The organism is Pseudomonas sp. GW821-FHT01C01 (genome assembly GCF_059422645.1).
Map to the genome: position 1 here is coordinate 73,506 of NZ_JBWKXF010000010.1, position 19,515 is coordinate 93,020.

15 protein-coding genes are annotated in these 19,515 nt (G+C 60.0%); 10 read left to right on the forward strand and 5 right to left on the reverse strand.

The window, feature by feature from the left end:
* Positions 1-16: 16 nt before the first annotated feature.
* Positions 17-982, reverse strand: a complete 966-nt coding sequence (locus AC07XF_RS09780; protein ID WP_495026311.1) for a 2-hydroxyacid dehydrogenase — start codon at positions 980-982, stop codon at positions 17-19.
* A gap of 282 nt (positions 983-1,264) precedes the next feature.
* Between AC07XF_RS09780 and AC07XF_RS09785 the strand changes: the two genes are divergently transcribed.
* The 7 genes from AC07XF_RS09785 (at position 1,265) to AC07XF_RS09815 (ending at position 11,956) form a co-directional block, all read left to right on the forward strand.
* The gene (locus AC07XF_RS09785; protein ID WP_204932032.1) at positions 1,265-1,894 is read left to right on the forward strand and encodes a LysE family transporter; all 630 of its coding nucleotides are present in this window, start codon (positions 1,265-1,267) and stop codon (positions 1,892-1,894) included.
* Positions 1,895-2,152: 258 nt separating this feature from the next.
* Entirely contained in the window at positions 2,153-3,835 is a 1,683-nt protein-coding gene (locus tag AC07XF_RS09790; protein ID WP_495026312.1) for a fatty acid--CoA ligase, read from the forward strand.
* 339 nt (positions 3,836-4,174) lie between these two features.
* Complete coding sequence (locus tag AC07XF_RS09795) at positions 4,175-6,076, forward strand: DUF1302 domain-containing protein (RefSeq protein WP_495026313.1); 1,902 nt, start codon at positions 4,175-4,177, stop codon at positions 6,074-6,076.
* A gap of 28 nt (positions 6,077-6,104) precedes the next feature.
* Entirely contained in the window at positions 6,105-7,469 is a 1,365-nt protein-coding gene (locus AC07XF_RS09800; protein ID WP_495026314.1) for a DUF1329 domain-containing protein, read from the forward strand.
* Positions 7,470-7,646: 177 nt separating this feature from the next.
* On the forward strand, positions 7,647-10,385 hold the full coding sequence (locus tag AC07XF_RS09805; RefSeq protein WP_495026315.1) for a winged helix-turn-helix domain-containing protein: 2,739 nt from the start codon (positions 7,647-7,649) through the stop codon (positions 10,383-10,385).
* Positions 10,386-10,471: 86 nt separating this feature from the next.
* Positions 10,472-11,113, forward strand: coding sequence for an MBL fold metallo-hydrolase (locus AC07XF_RS09810; RefSeq protein WP_108228478.1), 642 nt, complete (start codon positions 10,472-10,474; stop codon positions 11,111-11,113).
* A 102-nt stretch (positions 11,114-11,215) separates the two neighbouring features.
* On the forward strand, positions 11,216-11,956 hold the full coding sequence (locus AC07XF_RS09815) for a YiaD family glycine zipper/OmpA-like lipoprotein (RefSeq protein WP_007989831.1): 741 nt from the start codon (positions 11,216-11,218) through the stop codon (positions 11,954-11,956).
* A 244-nt stretch (positions 11,957-12,200) separates the two neighbouring features.
* Here AC07XF_RS09815 and AC07XF_RS09820 read toward each other — a convergent pair whose 3' ends face one another.
* On the reverse strand, positions 12,201-12,635 hold the full coding sequence (locus AC07XF_RS09820) for a Z-ring associated ZapG family protein (protein ID WP_495026316.1): 435 nt from the start codon (positions 12,633-12,635) through the stop codon (positions 12,201-12,203).
* 144 nt (positions 12,636-12,779) lie between these two features.
* On the opposite strand from AC07XF_RS09820, the gene AC07XF_RS09825 reads away from it, so the two are divergent.
* The 3 genes from AC07XF_RS09825 (at position 12,780) to zapE (ending at position 15,989) form a co-directional block, all read left to right on the forward strand.
* On the forward strand, positions 12,780-13,424 hold the full coding sequence (locus tag AC07XF_RS09825) for an alpha/beta hydrolase (protein ID WP_495026317.1): 645 nt from the start codon (positions 12,780-12,782) through the stop codon (positions 13,422-13,424).
* A 24-nt stretch (positions 13,425-13,448) separates the two neighbouring features.
* Entirely contained in the window at positions 13,449-14,804 is a 1,356-nt protein-coding gene (locus AC07XF_RS09830; RefSeq protein WP_495026318.1) for a tryptophan--tRNA ligase, read from the forward strand.
* A gap of 90 nt (positions 14,805-14,894) precedes the next feature.
* Positions 14,895-15,989: a cell division protein ZapE gene (zapE, locus tag AC07XF_RS09835; protein ID WP_495026319.1), complete on the forward strand. Its 1,095-nt coding sequence runs from the start codon at positions 14,895-14,897 to the stop codon at positions 15,987-15,989.
* A gap of 179 nt (positions 15,990-16,168) precedes the next feature.
* Here the strand turns inward: zapE and AC07XF_RS09840 are convergent, their stop codons facing one another.
* From AC07XF_RS09840 to AC07XF_RS09850, 3 genes are all read right to left on the reverse strand, one after another.
* Positions 16,169-17,158 carry an asparaginase gene (locus AC07XF_RS09840; protein ID WP_495026320.1) on the reverse strand — a complete coding sequence of 330 codons (990 nt, stop codon included), beginning with the start codon at positions 17,156-17,158 and terminating at the stop codon, positions 16,169-16,171.
* A gap of 78 nt (positions 17,159-17,236) precedes the next feature.
* Positions 17,237-18,439, reverse strand: coding sequence for a hypothetical protein (locus AC07XF_RS09845; RefSeq protein WP_495026321.1), 1,203 nt, complete (start codon positions 18,437-18,439; stop codon positions 17,237-17,239).
* Positions 18,440-18,455: 16 nt separating this feature from the next.
* Entirely contained in the window at positions 18,456-19,343 is an 888-nt protein-coding gene (locus AC07XF_RS09850) for a nitrilase family protein (RefSeq protein ID WP_495026322.1), read from the reverse strand.
* Between the last annotated feature and the right edge of the window lie 172 nt (positions 19,344-19,515).

The following is a 19,515-nucleotide window of genomic DNA, read 5'->3' on the forward strand; positions in this document are numbered from 1 at the left end:
AAAGTGCCGCAGTTTATCAACTGACGACTCGCAGCGCCTTACCGCTGAAGTATCCCAGTGCGTTTTCGGTCACTTGACCGACGATCCGCTGGCGCGCTTCACGGCTGCCCCAAGCGTTGTGCGGGGTGACGATCAGGCGCGGAATATCGTGGGCCAGCAGCGGATTGCCGTTGATGGGCGGTTCGACGCTCAGCACATCAGTGGCAGCGCCGCCCAAATGCCCGTTGCGCAAGGCGTCCGCCAGCGCCTGTTCGTCGATCAGGCCTCCACGGGCGGTGTTGACCACGAACGCTTCGGGTTTCATCGAGGCCAGTTCGCGGGCGCCGATGAAGTGGCGGGTGTGTTCGTTGAGCGGGCAGTGCAGGGTCAGGGCATCGACTCGGGGCAGCAGTTCATCCAGTGGCAGACGGTCCGGCCGGGCGGGGCGTCCGGGAATTTGTCCCAGCAGAACGCGCATGCCAAAGGCTTCAGCCAGCCGTGCGACTGCGCCGCCCAATTCGCCATGACCCAGCAGGCCAAGAGTTTTGCCTTCGAGTTCGACGATCGGGTAATCCAGCAAACAGAACTGTTTGGCCTGTTGCCATCGGCCTTCGCCGACGGCTTTTTGATAATCGGCCAGGCGCGTGGCCAGGTTGAGCAGCAACATGATCGTGTGCTGCGCCACCGATGGCGTGCCGTAACCCTGGCAGTTGCACACGGTAATCCCGTGGGCGCGGGCGGCGGCGAGGTCGACGTTGTTGGTGCCGGTGGCGGTGATCAGGATCAACTTCAGGTCGGGACTGGCGGCCATGGCGGCGGCGTCGATCAGGATCTTGTTACTGATGGCGACGGTGGCGCCCTTGAGGTGTTCGATGACTTGATCGGGCAAGGTCTGGGCGAACAGCTGCAAATCGCTGAAACAACTGCGCAGCGGGTTGAGGTCAAGGTCGCCGAGGTCCAGGGACGGGTGGTCGAGGAAAACGGCGCGGCGAGTGTTCGTCATCAACTGTACCTTTTGTGCAATGAACTGAAGGCGTAATCTGCCGAGCCTACCAGATGAAATAAATAGATACGCAAAGCCTCGGTTATACCAAACCCGTGGCGAGGGAGCTTGCTCCCGCTGGGCTGCGGAGCGGCCCCAACCCAGGCAACCCGAGTTGTTCAACCATTACGTATTATCCGGTTTTGCGACTGCTACGCAGCCGAGCGGGAGCAAGCTCCCTCGCCACAGAAACTGAGTTCGCGTCAGAATTTTTATTGATCAATCTGCCCCAGAGGAGCCCCCATGTACTGGACAGAGTTCTTGACCGTTGCCCTGATTCACCTGCTGGCCGTGGCCAGCCCCGGCCCGGACTTCGCCGTCGTGGTGCGTGAGAGTGTTACCCACGGTCGCCGCGCAGGCACCTGGACCGCGCTGGGTGTGGGTACAGCGATTTTCCTGCACGTGGGTTATTCCCTGCTGGGGATCGGCCTGATCGTGTCCCAGTCGATTGTGCTGTTCAATGCCTTGAAATGGGCCGCCGCTGCTTACCTGCTGTACATCGGTTACAAGGCGCTGCGCGCGCAACCGGCCAAGCCTGTGGCGGACGATCTGCACAAGGAAGCCGGCGAGCGCACGGCCCGTGGTGCCTTCACCTCAGGTTTCGTCACCAATGGTCTCAACCCGAAAGCCACGCTGTTTTTCCTCTCGCTGTTCACCGTGGTCATCAACCCGCACACGCCACTGGCCGTGCAGGCCGGTTACGGGGTTTACCTGGCAGCGGCGACAGCGGTCTGGTTCTGTCTGGTGGCGATGTTGTTCAGCCAGCAGCGCGTACGCGCCGGTTTCGCTCGCATGGGCCACTGGTTCGACCGGACCATGGGCGCGGTGCTGATTGCAATTGGCGTAAAGCTGGCTTTTACCGAGATGCATTGATCAGATACTTATTGCTGTAGGAGCGAGCTTGCTCGCGATGCTCGTCAACGATAACACTTGATATCTGACCCCGCGGTAATCCCGGGGTCATCGCGAGCAAGCTCGCTCCTACAGATGATCAAACCTCACGAATGATGGCGTAACGCTAGCATCTACGGGGCTCTGCAAATCATTCCTTTGGCTGATTTGGCTGGCGTTCAAGGGCACTACAGTGCGTACTTTCAGTCACGACCGTGCAGTCAGATTAAAGGGATTCTTATGTTGCAGACTCGCGTTATTCCCCCGGCCGAAGGCGCTTACCAGTACCCGCTGTTGATCAAACGGCTGCTGATGTCCGGTACCCGTTATGAGAAAACCCGCGAGATCATCTACCGCGACAAGTTGCGCTACAGCTACCCGACCCTGATCGAACGGGTGGCCCGCCTGGCCAATGTGCTGACGGCGGCCGGGGTCAAGCCCGGGGATGCCGTGGGTGTGATGGACTGGGACAGCCATCGTTACCTGGAATGCATGTTCGCCATCCCGATGATTGGCGCGGTGATCCACACTATCAACGTGCGGCTGTCGCCGGAGCAGATCCTCTACACCATGAACCACGCCGAGGACCGCTTTGTGCTGGTCAACAGCGAATTTGTCGGCCTCTACAAGGCAATCGAGGGGCAACTGACTACGGTCGAGAAAACCCTGCTGCTGACTGACCAGCCGGAAAAAAACGCGGACCTGCCGAACCTCGTCGGCGAATACGAGCAACTGCTGGCAGCGGCGAGCCCGCAGTACGACTTCGAGGATTTCGACGAAAACTCGGTCGCGACCACGTTCTATACCACCGGCACAACCGGCAATCCCAAGGGCGTGTACTTCACCCATCGGCAACTGGTGCTGCACACCATGGGCGTGTCGACCATCATGGGCGCGATCGATAGCGTGCGCCTGCTGGGCACCAATGACGTGTACATGCCAATCACCCCGATGTTCCACGTCCACGCCTGGGGCTTGCCGTATGTGGCGACCATGCTCGGGCTCAAGCAGGTGTATCCCGGCCGCTATGACCCGGAATACCTGGTGGAGTTGTGGCGCAAGGAGAAGGTCACGTTCTCCCATTGCGTGCCGACCATCCTGCAGATGGTCCTCAATGCCAAGGCCGCGCAGAACGTCGACTTCGGCGGCTGGAAAATCGTCATCGGCGGCAGTGCCCTGAACCGCACGCTGTACGAGGCGGCCAAGGCCAAAGGCATTCAGTTGACCGCGGCGTACGGCATGTCGGAAACCGGGCCGCTAGTGTCGTGCGCGCACCTCAACGACGAATTGATGGCCGGCACCGAAGACGAACGCACCACCTACCGGATCAAGGCCGGCGTGCCCGGGCCGCTGGTGGAGGCGGCGATCGTCGACACCGAGGGCAACTTCCTGCCCGCCGACGGCGAGACCCAGGGCGAGCTGGTGTTACGCGCGCCATGGCTCACCGAGGGTTATTTCAACGAGCCGCAAAAGGGCGCCGAGCTCTGGGCCGGAGGCTGGCTGCACACCGGTGATGTGGCGACCCTGGACAGCATGGGGGTGATCGACATTCGTGACCGCATCAAGGACGTGATCAAGACCGGTGGCGAGTGGATCTCCTCCCTGGATCTGGAAGACCTGATCAGCCGTCATGTGGCGGTACGCGAAGTAGCGGTGGTGGGGATCCCCGATCCGCAGTGGGGCGAGCGGCCGTTCGCCCTGCTGGTGATCCGTGAGGGGCATTCGATCGGGGCCCGGGAACTCAAGGAACACCTCAAGCCGTTTGTGGAACTGGGACACTTGAGCAAGTGGGCGATTCCGAGCCAGATCGCCCTTGTTACTGAAATTCCCAAGACCAGCGTCGGCAAACTCGACAAGAAGCGCATTCGTGTCGACATCACCGAATGGCAAGCCACCAACAGCACCTTCCTCTCGACGCTTTAAGCGCCTCTCGGCGTGCCCGAAAGGGCACGCCAGCCCCACCAAGCAAGCGCTTGGCTTGTCAAATCAAAATTTTCAGCCATCCTTGCCGGGCCGACGGGTGTCGGACTGGCGAAAGGACTGTTCCAGAGTGGCTGGCAACTGCAAATCACACTTTAGAGGGATCAAGCGCTACTACCTGCTGGCTATAGTCCGCTCAAGGATTTTTAAGAACGGGGCAACCGCACGAACCGGGGCGATGCAACTTTGGAATGACTTTGGGATGCCATGGCTCCCGGTTATCCACGGCGTTTTTAGAAGTGCTCACTGCCATAAAAATAAAATGCACATGGAGTAGGGTCGATGACATCAGTAAACCAGTTCTGGCGCCGGGCGAAACTGCCCCTGGCTGTCAGTCTTGCCTCTACGCTCGCCGGGCCAGCATTCGGCGTCAGTTTCAACGTTGGTGAAATCGAAGGTCAGTTCGACTCATCCCTGTCGATTGGTGCCAGTTGGTCTACTCAGCAGCCGAACAAGAACCTGATTGGTGTCAACAACGGCGGCAAGGGTCTGTCGCAGACCTCTGATGACGGTCACCTGAACTTCAAGAGCGGGGAAACCTTCTCGAAGATCTTCAAGGGCATCCATGACCTTGAACTGAAATACGGCGATACCGGTGTTTTCGTCCGTGGCAAGTATTGGTACGACTTTGAACTGAAAGACGAAAGCCGTCCGTTCAAGGACATCAGTGACGACGGTCGCAAGGAAGGCGCCAAGTCCGCTGGCACTCAACTCCTCGACGCCTTCGTCTACCACAACTACTCCATCGCCGATCAGCCAGGCTCCGTGCGCCTGGGCAAGCAGGTCGTGAGCTGGGGTGAAAGTACCTTCATCGGTGGCGGCATCAACTCGATCAACCCGATCGACGTGTCCGCGTTCCGTCGTCCGGGTGCCGAGATCAAGGAAGGCCTGATCCCGGTCAACATGTTCTATGTGTCCCAGAGCCTGACCGAAAACCTCTCGGCCGAAGCGTTCTATCAAATTGAATGGGACCAGACCGTCGTCGATAACTGCGGCACGTTCTTCTCTCAACCGGACATCGTTGCCGACGGCTGCGACAACAACCTGCGCGTGCTGAACAAGCGCTCGCAAATTCCGGCCATTGCCCTGGGGCCTTTGGCCGCCAACGGCGTCGACGTCAACGAAGAAGGTGTTCTGGTGCGTCGTGGCCCGGATCGTGATGCCCGCGACAGCGGTCAATGGGGCGCGTCCTTCAAGTACATGTTCGATCCGCTGGACACCGAGTTCGGCGCCTACTTCATGAACTACCACAGCCGTGCACCGATCTTCAGCGCCACCGGTGCGCCGCAATCGGTCTACAACACGGCCGCGGGACTCCCTGGTCCGTTCGCGGCACTCGGGCCACTGCTGGTGGCAGGCAATTCGCAATACTTCATCGAATACCCCGAGGACATTCGCCTGTATGGCTTGAGCTTCTCCACTACCCTGCCTACCGGTACGGCGTGGAGCGGTGAGATCAGCTACCGTCCGAACGCTCCGGTGCAGCTCAACTCCACCGACATCCTGTTCTCCGGTGTGCGTCCTTTGGGCAATAACAACCCGAATAACCCGTTGACCAATGCATCGCTGCTGACCGGCGTGCCGGGTCAAGACCTGCACGGGTATCGTCGCAAGGAAGTCACCCAGTTCCAGACCACCCTGACGCACTTCTTCGACCAGGTCATGGGCGCCAGCCGTCTGACCCTGGTGGGTGAAGTGGGCGTGACCCACGTTGGCGGCCTGGAAAGCACTTCCGACGTTCGTTATGGCCGCGATCCGGTCTACGGCCCGGGTGAATTGCCAGCCTCTGGCGCGCTCGATACCTGCGTGGCGCTCAACACCAGCACCATCAACGGTGCCGGTCCGGGTACTCCGACCAACAACCGCAGCCGCAACTGCACCAACGAAGGCTTCACCACCCCGACTTCGTGGGGCTACCGCGGTCGCGCCATCTGGGAATACAACGACGTGTTTGCCGGTGTGAACCTCAAGCCGAACGTTGCCTGGTCCCATGACGTGAGCGGTTATTCCCCTGGCCCTGGCGGCAACTTTGAGGAAGGCCGCAAGGCGGTGAGCCTGGGTGTCGACGCCGAGTACCAGAACACCTACACCGCGAGCCTGGCTTACACCAACTTCTTCGACGGCAAGTACACCACCGTGGATGACCGCGACTTCGTTGCGCTCAGCCTCGGCGTGAACTTCTAAGCACTGTATTTTCAGGACGAACGCACATATGAAAATAACAAAGAGTCTGTTCCACGCTGGTGTTCTGGGTCTTTCGCTGCTGGCGACCAGCGTCATGGCGGCGGTCCCTGCGGCTGAGGCCGACAAACTGGGCAAGAGCCTGACCCCGATGGGCGCCGAAATGGCGGGTAACGCCGACGGTTCGATCCCGGCCTGGAAACCGATGCCGAAGAACGCCGGTTCGGTCGACAGCAAAGGCTTCCTGTCCGATCCGTACGCCAGCGAAAAGCCGCTGTTCACCATCACGGCGCAGAACGTCGACCAGTACAAGGCCAAGCTTGCCCCAGGCCAGTACGCGATGTTCAAGCGCTACCCGGAAACCTTCAAGATGCCGGTGTACCCGTCTCACCGCGGTGCCACCGTGCCGGATGACGTGTTCGCCGCCATCAAGCGCAACGCCACCAACACCAACCTGGTGTCCGGCGGTAACGGTCTGGAGAACTTCGAAACGGCCGTGCCGTTCCCGATTCCGAAAACCGGCGTGGAAGTCATCTGGAACCACATCACCCGCTATCGCGGGGGCAGCGTGACCCGTCTGGTAACCCAGGCCACACCACAGCCGAACGGTTCGTTCAGCCTGGTGTACTTCCAGGATCAGTTCGTGTTCCGCGACAAGATGAAGGATTACGACCCGAAAAACCCGGGCAACATCCTGTTCTACTTCAAGCAGAAAGTGACCGCGCCGGCACGTCTGGCCGGTGGTGTACTGCTGGTGCACGAAACCCTCGACCAGGTGAAGGAGCCGCGCTCGGCGTGGGTCTACAACGCCGGCCAGCGTCGTGTGCGCCGTGCACCGCAAGTGTCCTATGACGGCCCGGGCACTGCCGCCGACGGCCTGCGTACTTCCGACAACCTGGACATGTACAACGGTGCACCGGATCGTTACGACTGGAAGCTCGAAGGCAAGCAGGAGATGTACATCGCCTCCGATGCCTACAAGCTCGACGATCCGAAGCTCAAGTACGCCGACATCATCAAGGCCGGCCACATCAACCAGGACCTGGCTCGTTACGAGTTGCGTCGTGTGTGGCATGTGGTTGCAACCCTGAAGGAAGGTCAGCGTCACATCTACGCCAAGCGTGACTTCTTCATTGACGAAGACACCTGGCAGGCAGCAGTCATCGACCATTACGACGGTCGTGGTCAACTGTGGCGCGTTGCCGAGGCGCATGCCGAGAACTACTACGACAAGCAAGTGCCGTGGTATGCCCTCGAAGCCCTGTATGACCTGCAATCGGGTCGTTACCTGGCACTGGGCATGAAGAACGAAGAGAAGTCGGCTTATGACTTCGGCTTCCAGGCAACCACCAGCGACTTCACCCCGGCCGCCTTGCGTCAGGATGGTGTTCGCTGAGGTGAACTGAATAGAGGCCGCACCCTCTGAAAAACGCCCCGACTGGTTCGGGGCGTTTTTTTTTGTTTGTAGACTTTTTGTAGCCATTTGTAGCAATTACCTTCATTCCCTATCCGTTTACGGCTAGGCTGCGGACATCTGCAACGCCGCCACCCGCAATTCAAACAAGAGCCGGCTATGACTGATTTGTCTACACCCCCAGGTTCTGCAAACGTTGCTGTCGCGACACTCGACGGGCGCTTCTTCCGCCCGCCGTTGCCCGACGGCCATGTGTTGCGCCCACGTTTGTGCGAGCGCCTGAGTGCCGGGCTCGGTGGCAGGTTGTTGCTGGTCAGCGCACCGGCAGGGTTCGGCAAGAGTTCGTTGGCGGTGGAGTTTTGTCAGGGGTTGCCGGCGCACTGGCAAAGTCTCTGGCTGGGGTTGAGCCCGCGAGACAGTGACCCGGGGCGTTTTCTCGAGCGCCTGCTGGAAGGCCTTCAGGACTATTTTCCGCACTTGGGCAGACAATCCCTCGGTCTATTGAAAATGCGCCAGCGCCATCAGCCCTTCGCGTTCGAAGAATGGCTGGACGGACTGCTCGACGAATTGGCCGGGCACCTGTCCACGGCGGCGCCATTGCTGCTGGTGCTGGATGATTACCATCTGGCCCAGGGGCCGGTGCTGGACCGTTGCCTGCAATTTTTCCTCAATCATCTTCCCGATGGTTTGCTGGTGATGGTCACCAGTCGCCAGCGTCCCGACTGGCACCTGGCGCGGCTGCGGCTGTCACGGCAACTGCTTGAGTTGCATGAACAGGATTTACGCCTGACCCATGACGAGGCCTTGAGCCTGCTCGACCGGCACAGCAGTTCCTTGCGCGGTGAGGCACTGGAAAGCCTGATCCAGCGCAGCGAAGGCTGGGTCGCGGGGCTGCGCTTCTGGCTGCTGGCCGCCTCGGAGGCGGGCACCGATGGCGCGCTGCCGCAATCGTTGCACGGTGGGGAAGGGCTGATCCGCGATTATCTGCTCGAAGAGGTCATCGATTGCCTGCCCGCCGAGGTCCAGTCGTTCCTCTACGACACGGCGCCCCAAGAGCGTTTTTGCAGTGAACTGTGCGATGCCGTTCGCGACGCCCATGACAGCGGGGAGATCCTGCGCTTCCTGCTCGCCCATCAGGTGTTCCTGGTGCCGCTGGACGAACATGGCCATTGGTATCGTTACCACCACTTGTTTTCCGATCTGTTGCGCACGCGGCCGACTTCCCAGTCGATGGTGCCGGCCGCCAGCCTGCACCTGCGTGCCTGCCGCTGGTTCAATGCCCAGGGGTTGCTCGATGAGGCCGTGGAGCAGGCCTTGCGCGCCGGTCATCTGGACGTCGCGGCGAACCTGGTACAGAACCTCTCCGAAGAGCAATTGCTGGCCGAGCAGAACGTCGGCATGTTACTGCGCTGGAAAATGGACTTGCCTGACAGCTTGCTGATCAGCACGCCGCGGCTGATCGTGCTCTATAGCTGGGCGCTGGGCATGGCTTGCCAACTGGATGCGGCCGAGGAACTGGCCAGTCATTTGAGCCGCTTCCTGCCCGCGCCGTCGGCCACCGCACAGAAGTCCATGCTGGCTCAATGGCTGGCGTTGAGTGGCATCATTGCCCGTGGGCGCGGCAACCGCGAACTGACGCAGCGGTACTGCCGCGAAGCGTTGGACAGCCTTCCGTCCAAGCGTTACGGCCAGCGCCTGATGTGTCTCTCGACCTTGTCCAACCTGGCCATTGCCGACGGTGATTTGTGGCGGGCAAGGGGGCTGAACCGCGAGTCGCTGGAGCTGGCACAGCGGGTCGGCAACCCGTTATTCGAAGCATTGGCGCACTACGATCGCGCCCGGGTTCTGCAAGCGCGCGGGGAAGTCTGTCGGGCGCTGGAAGAGGTCCGTCAGGGATTGGAGCGCCTGCAGAGCTTGTCTGCGCAACGGCTGTATGCGGTTCGCGCCCGGCTGACCTTGTACGAAGGCTTTTTGCTGGCCCTGCGCATGCAACCGCAAGTGGCGCGGGTGCGATTGCAGGCCGGTTTGAGCGAGGCGCGCGCCTGTCGTGACATCAGCGTGCTCATCGGCCACTGCGTGATTGCCAGGCTGGAAGGCAGCAGCGGCGAGTTCGCCAAGGCCTTTGCCGAACTTGCCGAAGCCGAACGGCTGATGCACATCTGGGACGTGCCGCCGATCTACTACCTGGCGATGATCACCCTGGTCAAATGTGAACTCTGGCTGGCCCAGGGACGCACCGATCTGGCCGAAGCCTGGCTGGCGCGTCTGGGGCAGACCTATAACGGCGAAAACGGCGCGGCACCACCGGAATTCCACCCGCAATTGCCGCTGCATATCGAATTGCAACAAGCCTTGCTGGAAGTCACCCAGGGCCAACCGATGCTGGCCGAAGGGCGTTTGAATGCGCTGCTGGAACATGGCCAGCAAAGCGGTCGGCAGATGCTCAGTGCCATGGCGTTGACCCAGAAAGTGATGTTATTGCTTGGCAGCGGGCGCGAACCGGAAGCACGCAAGGCACTGGCTCAGGCGCTGGACGCCGCCGGCGGAGGGGTGCTGCAACCCTTTGAGGGCTTGCTGGCCGAACACCCGGACTGGCTGCGGGGGCAGCTGCAACTCTGTCCGCCAACCCCCGTTTCCCTGAGCCTCAGTGAAAAACTGCCGGCATTGGCTGCCCGTCCCGGGCTGGAGTCCTGCGCGGCCGCGGAACAGCTCAGCACGCGGGAATTGGCGGTCCTGCGATTGATCGCCCAAGGTTGTTCGAACCAGGAAATCAGCGATCAGCTGTTTATCTCCCTGCACACGGTCAAGACCCACGCCAGCCACATCAACAGCAAGCTCGGGGTCGAGCGACGCACGCAGGCCGTGGCGCGGGCCAAGGAGTTGGGAGTACTGGGTTAAGTATTTTTCACGTTACACATCGTGGCCATTGGCTGGATACTCAATTGTGCGAAAATCGCTCGTCCCCGTTTATCGAGCAGGCCCCGATGTCCCAGCAACCCACCTTAATCCGCGAAACTTTCCCCGTCGGCCCTTTGCAGTGCAACTGCACGATCATCGGCGATCCGGTGACGAAAAAGGCCATCGTCGTCGATCCGGGTGGCAATCATGAGCTGATCCTGGCGCGGCTCGACGCCTTGGGGTTGAAAGTGGTCAGCATCATTCACACCCATGCGCACCTCGATCACTTCCTGGCCTCCGGTCAACTCAAAGAGAAAACCGGTGCGACCCTGCATTTACACAAGGAAGACCAGTTTCTGTGGGATAACCTGGAAATGCAGTGCCAGATGTTCGGCGTCCCTTATACCCCGGTGCCGTCCCCGGACCGCTGGCTGGCCGATGATGAAGAACTGGCCTGCGGCTGCGGCGTGGCGCTGCACACGCCGGGCCATACACCGGGCTCCATGAGCTTTTGGTTTTCAGAGGCTAAGCTGCTGATCGCCGGTGATACGCTGTTTCGTCGCGGCGTCGGGCGCACGGATTTGTGGGGTGGCGATCAGGCGACCATCGTGCGCTCGATCAAACAGCGGCTGTATACCCTCGACGAAGACGCGACCGTGGTAGCCGGACATGGTCCGGATACCCGGCTGGGCGACGAAATGCGCGAGAATCCGTTTGTTCGGGGCTGATTTGTAACAGTTGGAATTTTTACTGATTAACATGATCCAACGCCCGCAAAGGCTGATGCCTTGGTCCGTTGCACCACAGAATGCAAAAAGTAGGAGCTTTACATGTTCACCACGCGTCGTTTGATTATTGTCGCTACGGCTGTGGCCGTTTTGTCCGGTTGTGCCTCGCCTAACCCTTACGGCGGTCAGGGCCAGGCACAGGGCCAGGCGGATAGCGGTTCCGAAGGCATGAGCAAGACCGCGAAATACGGTGGCCTCGGCGCTCTGGCCGGTGCGCTGGCCGGTGCTGCCATCAACCACGATAACCGTGGCAAGGGCGCGCTGATCGGTGCGGCAGTGGTCGGTGCTTCCGCCGCCGGCTACGGCTACTACGCCGATCAGCAAGAGAAAAAGCTGCGCGCCAGCATGGCCAACACCGGTGTTGAAGTGCAGCGCCAGGGCGACCAGATCAAGCTGATCATGCCTGGCAACATCACGTTCGCTACCGATTCGGCGAACATTGCCCCAAGTTTCTATCAGCCGCTGAACAACCTGGCGGGCTCGCTGAAAGAGTTCAACCAGAACCAGATCGAGATCGTCGGCTATACCGACAGCACCGGCAGCCGCCAGCACAACATGGACCTGTCCCAGCGTCGTGCCCAGAGCGTGGCAACCTACCTGACTTCGCAAGGTGTCAGCGGTGCCAACCTGAGCGCTCGCGGCGCCGGTCCGGATAGCCCGGTTGCCAGCAACGGCGACATCAATGGCCGGGCACAGAACCGCCGCGTAGAGGTCAACCTCAAGGCGATTCCGGGCCAGCAGTACGGTGCCCAGCAGCAAGGTACGGTTCAGCAGTACCCTTGATCGTCTGATTGAACCCCAGGCGTAAAAAAACCGCCCGATCCTTAACAGGTCGGGCGGTTTTTTTTGTGTTGTCAGATCCGGCCCCTTCGCGAGCAAGCCCGCTCCCACATTGGAATACGTGCAAATGTAGGAGCGGGCTTGCCCGCGAAGAGGCCAGGCCAGGCAACAGAAATTTGGAAACAGAAACAAAAAAGCCCCCGGACAAGTGATTGTCCGGGGGCTTTTTGCTATGCGCGAAACCTGATTACTTTTTCAGGCCGTAATGCTCATCGAGCATGCCTGGCGCGTTCGGGGCTTTCGGTGCGTAGTCGCGAGGCGGCTCCTGATTGCGTGGTGGCGTCAGGCGTTCACGGGGTGCCTGTGCCGCATCGGCGTGCAGGGAAGCCAGCAGGCGTTGGCGAGTCTGTTCGTCCAGGGCCAGGCGGTTGGCGCCCTCGGCGAGATGATCCTGCACTTCCTGATAGCTCGCAGTCAGTTTCTTGACCAGGCTCGCAGTGCTGTTGAAGTGGGTCACCACCTCGTTCTGATAACTGTCGAAACGTTCCTGAACATCGTCCAGCTGACGTTGTGTGCTGCTAGGCGCGGCATTCGGCGCAAGGCGAGCGATCAGGAATCCAATGGCGACACCCACAACCAGGGCAAGAGTCGGTAACAACCAAACTAAGAGCGAGTGTTCCACGAGTCCTTCCTCTATAAACGGCTTTGCTTTACGTTAACGGCTCGAACCTGCGCTGTATACCGCGATTCACTCGCAATAGACAGCCACAGACAATTTGCTAGACGAGTCGACCCGATTCGAGGTCACGGAGTTCCTTCCTTGCTTATGCGTGAAACCCCTGTAGTGATTGATGGCCCAGTGGGTCAACTGGAAGCACTGCTTCTGGAAAACAACAGCCAGGACAATGAGCAGCCGCGTGGTCTGGCGCTTATTTGCCATCCCAATCCGGTGCAGGGCGGCACCATGCTCAACAAAGTGGTCTCAACCCTGCAGCGCACCGCGCGCGACGCCGGACTGATCACCTTGCGTTTCAACTACCGCGGCGTCGGTGCCAGTGAAGGCACACATGACATGGGCACCGGCGAAGTCGATGATGCCCAGGCCGTGGCCGAGTGGTTGCGCGCCCGACACCCGGAATTGCCACTGACCCTGTTCGGTTTCTCCTTCGGCGGTTTTGTTGCCGCAAGTCTCGGCGGGCGCCTTGAGGCCAAGGGCGAGCAGCTCAAGCACCTGTTCATGGTCGCGCCCGCCGTCATGCGCCTGGGGGATCAGGATCAGCTGCCGCAGCACGGCGAACTGACACTGATTCAGCCGGAAACCGACGAAGTGATCGATCCACAAGTCGTTTACCAATGGTCCGACAAGCTCGAACGCCCCCATGAGCTGCTGAAAGTGGCAGAATGCGGACACTTTTTTCATGGCAAGCTGACCGATCTCAAGGATCTGATCCTGCCGCGTCTCTCGAATTGATTGCAGTCTGACAAGCGATTACCCATGACGACTCGTACCCGTATCCTCACCGGCATCACCACCACCGGCACGCCGCACCTGGGCAACTACGCCGGCGCCATCCGCCCGGCGATCGTCGCCAGCCGCGACAGCAACGCCGATTCGTTCTACTTCCTGGCTGACTATCACGCCTTGATCAAATGCGATGACCCGCTGCGCATCCAGCGCTCGCGTTTGGAAATCGCCGCGACCTGGCTGGCCGGTGGCCTGGATGTCGACCGCGTGACGTTCTACCGCCAGTCCGACATCCCGGAAATTCCCGAGCTGACCTGGCTGCTGACCTGCGTCGCCGCCAAGGGCCTGCTCAATCGCGCCCACGCCTACAAGGCTTCGGTGGACAAGAACGTCGAGACCGGCGAAGACCCGGACGCCGGCATCACCATGGGCCTGTACAGCTATCCGGTGCTGATGGCTGCGGACATCCTGATGTTCAACGCACACAAGGTGCCGGTCGGTCGCGACCAGATCCAGCACGTGGAAATGGCGCGGGACATCGGCCAGCGCTTCAACCACCTGTTCGGCCAGGGCAAAGAGTTCTTCACCATGCCCGAGGCGTTGATCGAAGAGAGCGTCGCCACGTTGCCGGGGCTGGATGGCCGCAAGATGTCGAAGAGCTACGACAACACCATCCCGCTGTTCAGCAGCGCCAAAGAGATGAAGGACGCGATTTCGCGGATCGTCACCGACTCCCGCGCACCGGGCGAAGCCAAGGATCCGGACAATTCGCACCTGTTCACCTTGTTCCAGGCGTTCGCCACCCCGGCGCAGGCCGACGAGTTCCACAGCGAACTATTGCAGGGCCTGGGTTGGGGCGAAGCGAAGAATCGTCTGTTCCAGCTGCTGGACAGTGAACTGGGCGAATCCCGTGAGCGCTACAACCAACTGATCGAGCGCCCGGCGGATCTGGAAGACATCCTGCAACACGGCGCGAAAAAGGCTCGTGCGGTTGCGACACCCTTCCTCAATGAATTGCGTGAAGCGGTGGGCCTGCGCTCCTTTGTTGCCCAGACCCAGGTGGCGACGACCATCAAGAAAAAAGCCGCGAAAGCTGCGCGTTTTGTCAGCTTCCGTGAAGACGACGGCAGTTTCCGCTTCCGTCTGCTAGCCGCCGATGGCGAACAACTGCTGCTATCGCGCAACTTCGCCGATGGCAAGACCGCCGGTCAGGTGACCAAGCAACTGCAATCGGGTCAGCCACTGGACGTGCGAAATGAAGACCTGAACTTCAGTGTCTGGCTGGAAGGCGAGTGCGTTGCCGACAGCCCGGCCTTTGCCGACAGTGCTGCGCGTGATGCTGCCGTCCAGGCTTTGCGCATCGCCCTGACACCTGTTCAGGAATAAACAACAGTTCGGCCCGACCAAGGGCCGATTGCCATTCCTCCGGGCCGTCGCTACAGTGTCGGCCCGTTTTTGTTGCCTTGCTAACGAATTATGACGCCCCTAGAACGATATCAAGCTGATCTGAAACGCCCGGAATTCTTCCATGACGCCGCGCAGGAAACTGCCGTGCGTCATTTGCAGCGCCTGTACGACGACCTGGTCGCGGCCGAGCAAAACAAGCCGGGCCTGTTGGGCAAGTTGTTTGGCAAGAAGGATCAGGCCCCGGTCAAGGGCTTGTATTTCTGGGGCGGCGTAGGTCGCGGCAAGACTTACCTGGTGGACACCTTCTTCGAAGCGCTGCCCTTCAAGGAAAAGTCCCGTACGCACTTCCACCGCTTCATGAAGCGCGTGCACGAAGAAATGAAAACCCTGGGCGGCGAAAAAAACCCGCTGACCATCATTGCCAAGCGCTTTGCCACCGAAGCCCGGGTGATCTGCTTCGATGAGTTTTTCGTCTCCGACATCACCGACGCCATGATCCTCGGCACCCTGATGGAAGAACTGTTCAAGAACGGCGTGACCCTGGTCGCGACGTCGAACATCGTGCCGGACGGCCTGTACAAGGACGGCCTGCAACGCGCGCGATTCCTGCCGGCCATTGCGCTGATCAAGCAGAACACCGAGATCGTCAATGTCGACAGCGGCGTCGACTATCGTCTGCGTCACCTCGAACAAGCGGAACTGTTCCACTTCCCGCTCGACGAAGCGTCCCACGAAAGCCTGCGCAAGAGTTTCCGCGCGCTGACGCCGGAATGCACGGCAGCGATCGAGAACGACGTGTTGATGATCGAGAACCGCGAAATCCGTGCCCTGCGCACCTGTGATGATGTGGCCTGGTTCAACTTCCGCGAACTGTGCGACGGCCCGCGCAGCCAGAACGACTACATCGAACTGGGCAAGATCTTCCACGCCGTGTTGCTCAGCGGTGTCGAGCAGATGAGCGTCACTACCGACGACATCGCCCGACGCTTCATCAACATGGTCGACGAGTTCTACGACCGCAACGTGAAGCTGATCATTTCCGCCGAAGTCGAGCTTAAAGACCTGTACACAGGTGGTCGCCTGAACTTCGAGTTCCAGCGTACCCTCAGCCGACTGCTGGAAATGCAGTCCCACGAATTCCTGTCCCGGGCGCACAAGCCGTAGGGCGAGATTCGAAAACTAAAAAGGCCTGCATTGCAGGCCTTTTTTGTGCAATGAAAAAACTGGTTGGCTCATCACCATCCCCTGTAGGAGCTGGCTTGCCAGCGAAAGCGGTGTGTCAGTAACTGGATATCAACTTGCCCGACGCCTTCGCGGGCAAGCCCGCTCCTACTGGGATTGCATCAGGGTTGAAAGGTAACGTTGAGATAACTCGCCAATTCATCCTGCCGCTGGCAGCCGAGGAGTAGCCAAAGCAGGATCCTGGCTTTACGCGGGCAGAGAAAGCCTGCCATCAGTGCGCCCTTGCGAATCAGATCGATCTCGCTGCCAGCAAACCCGTAGGAATGTTGCGCGGTGGAGCCAGAACCGGTGCGGGTTGCAATGATCACAGGAATCTTCCCGACGATAACCTCGATCACCGCAGCCCAACTCTCCGAGACATGCCCGGCACCGAACCCGGCAATCACCACTCCGTCGTAGCCGAGTTTGAGGATGTTTTCCAATAACAGGGTATCGGCAGACAGCGACGCTTCCAGCAGGGCGACCTTATGCGTTGTCTGTTGTGGCAAGGGCAGAACGCTGCGCGGCACCGACGGACACAAATAGCCAACGTGGTTTTCCACCAGCAGGCCAGCGGGGCCGAAGTTGGGCGAAGAGAATGCCTGCAGGGCAAGCGAGTCGGTTTTGCGTACGCACCTGGCCTGATGAATCTGCCCGTTCATCACCACCTGGACACCTCGCCGCCTACTGTTTTCGGCCAGCGCGACACGGCAGGCATCCAGCACATTTGCCGGGCCGTCGGCGCCAGCCTGTTTGGCCGAACGCATGGCACCCGTCAGGACCAGGGGTTCATCGCAATCCCATAGATAATCGAAAAACACGGCCGCTTCTTCGAGGGTGTCGGTACCTTGGGTGATGACCACGCCGACGGCACCTTGCTCTACCTGATATTTCGCCCAGGAAAGTACGCTCAGCAGGCACCCGAAGTTCAATGATGCACTGGGCAGCAGGCCCAGGGTTTCAACCGTCACTCGGGCCAGCGTCGTCAATTGCGGTACGGATGCCAGCAGGGCTTCACCGCTGACCGTCGGAATCACGCCTTCGCCGGCGTTCCTGGCTTGCATGCTCACTGTGCCTCCGAGCGCAGCGATGGCCAGTTTGGGTAGGTCCATGTCATACCTCGCTTACTTGCGATGAGAGGTGGCTGTATCCGCTTTTGAGGTCGTGATACAGCCGATTGGCCGCGTGCTTCAAGGCGCGATCAGGAAGCCGATCAGTGGGATGATCAATACCGTGCTGACAGCCATGGACAGGACATTGCCGATGTAGCCGTGCATGTCGGTCGGCAATCTGGCGGATATCGCACAGGCCAGTGGTGGTGCGCACAAGGCTCCCAGTACTGCGCTTGAGACGATGACCTGCCAACTGCCGCCATAAGTCAAAAGCGCAGCAGGCACGACGGACACCAGCGGTACGTAGGTGGGGTACCAGCCGCGCAACATCCATTGTCGGCGCCAGAACACGACGCCGATGGCAGAGGTCAACGCCTGGGCGCCGATCAGTTGTGGCAGCAGGCCTGAGCCGTAAACCGGGCTTATCGGGTTCAAGGTGTAGGCCAGCCATGCGCCTGCCAACAATCCGATGCTTGCCAGTTCATTGCCAAAGAACGGTGCTTCCGAAAAGTCGGCCAGGACCCTGCGCAAGCTCCAGACGACGCCGTAATCCGGCGTTTTGGTGAGGGCGGGTGCGGGCGCAAGGTCCGAGGGCCTTTCGCATGGGGCGGATTTCACCAGGCTCGGCTGGTAACGACAGAGCAGAAAAGCCAACACACTGGCGACCGCCATGCCCGAGACATTACCGATCACCACCGGCAAGCCCAGTGGGTTGCAGACATGGTTGACGATCAGCAGACACATGGGCGTGACGAGTACGGCACCCATGATCGCGCCGTTGATCGTGACCTTCCAGCCGCCGCCAAACATCAGCACCATCGCCGCTGGCAGCGAGACAAATGCGGCAAAGGTGGGTTGCCAGCTCGTGGCGGTCACCGTCCAGCCCCACAGCAGATTGCTGAGTAATAAACCGAGCAGAGAGCTGGTGACCAGCCACGGCCACAACCCGGTGCCATAGGAAATGGCGAAGCCTTGCCAGGGCTTTTTCGTGCGATTCGCCCAATACGCCAGATAGGCCCCTGCCAGCAGCCCGATAGAGGCGAACTCGTGTTTGTAGAAAGCCACTTCACTGATGTCTCCCACGACCCAGCGCAGCCAGGCGCTCGGCTCAGGCAGGCCCGACAGCATGTCGCTGTAGCTTGGCCAGTGAGCGGACCAGAAGGAACGGTTGGTGAATGAAAGCCAGATAATCAGCAATGTCGTGCCGATCATCAGCAAGATGATCGCCGTATCGAAAGGCGTTCGGTGGATAGAGCGGTTTTTGTCGGTTGTGGTTTTCATGAGTGATGTCTCCTGATCAACGCGGGAGACATGAGTGCTGGGTATAGCCGAGCATTTGGCCGTAGAGGTCGGCTCGACGATCGCGATGCAGGTCGTTCAGGTTGTTCCAGATGGGGGCGCTGCGTGAACTGGTCAGGTCGATGTCGGCAAACAGGATTTCCTGTTTGTCCGCTGAGGCTACCGCGCCAATCGGCCAGCCGTTGGTGCCGGCAATCAGTGAACAACCGAGGTAGCGAGCGCCTCGCTCCTCGCCGATCCGGCTCGCCGCCGCGATAAACACATTGTTGACATGAGCGGCGGTCATCGTCAGGTACGACGCCATGCACTTGCCGGCATCGTCGAACAGCGGCGGTGGCGTCCAGACCCAGTTGTTCAGGCTGCAAATGATGTCTGCGCCTTGCTGGCTGAGGATGCGCGGTACTTCCGGAAACCAGATGTCCCAGCAGATCAGCATCCCGATGCGGCCAATGGGCGTATCAAACACCGGGAAACCCAGATCACCCGGTGTGAACCACAATTTCTCCAGATTCCACAAATGGGCTTTGCGATACTTGCCGATAAAGCCGTCCGGCCCGAGCAGGACGCTGGTGTTGAACAGGCGCATGCCGTTACGCTCGGCCAGGCCGGCAACCAGATAAACCTTGTGTTTACCGGCAAACTCCATCCAGCTCTGCACGCTTGGCCCTTCGGGAACCCGCTCCGAATGGTCGAAGGCATCCTGCCGGTTGTGGAAAAAGTAACCGCAGTTGGAAAGTTCAGGCACGACGATGAGATTCGCACCGCCGTTGACCGCTTCCAGCGCCAGTTCCAGGCTGTGACGCAGATTGGCTTCGCGATTCTCCAGGCCGACTTGTGGATCGAATTGCACGACGGCTACACGAACAGGACTTGTTGGCTCGCTCATTACGGATGACCTCTTTTTATTGTTATTCACGCTGTTTAACTGCGTGTTTATAAGAGTTGAATCAGCCACTGGGCGTAAGTCAGCGGCTTCCGATAAGGCTGTAGTCCTTGTCCCAAGATGGAAGATTGAAGGCGTTGACGGGGGCGACAGGCGCGCCGGGGAAAGAGCCAAT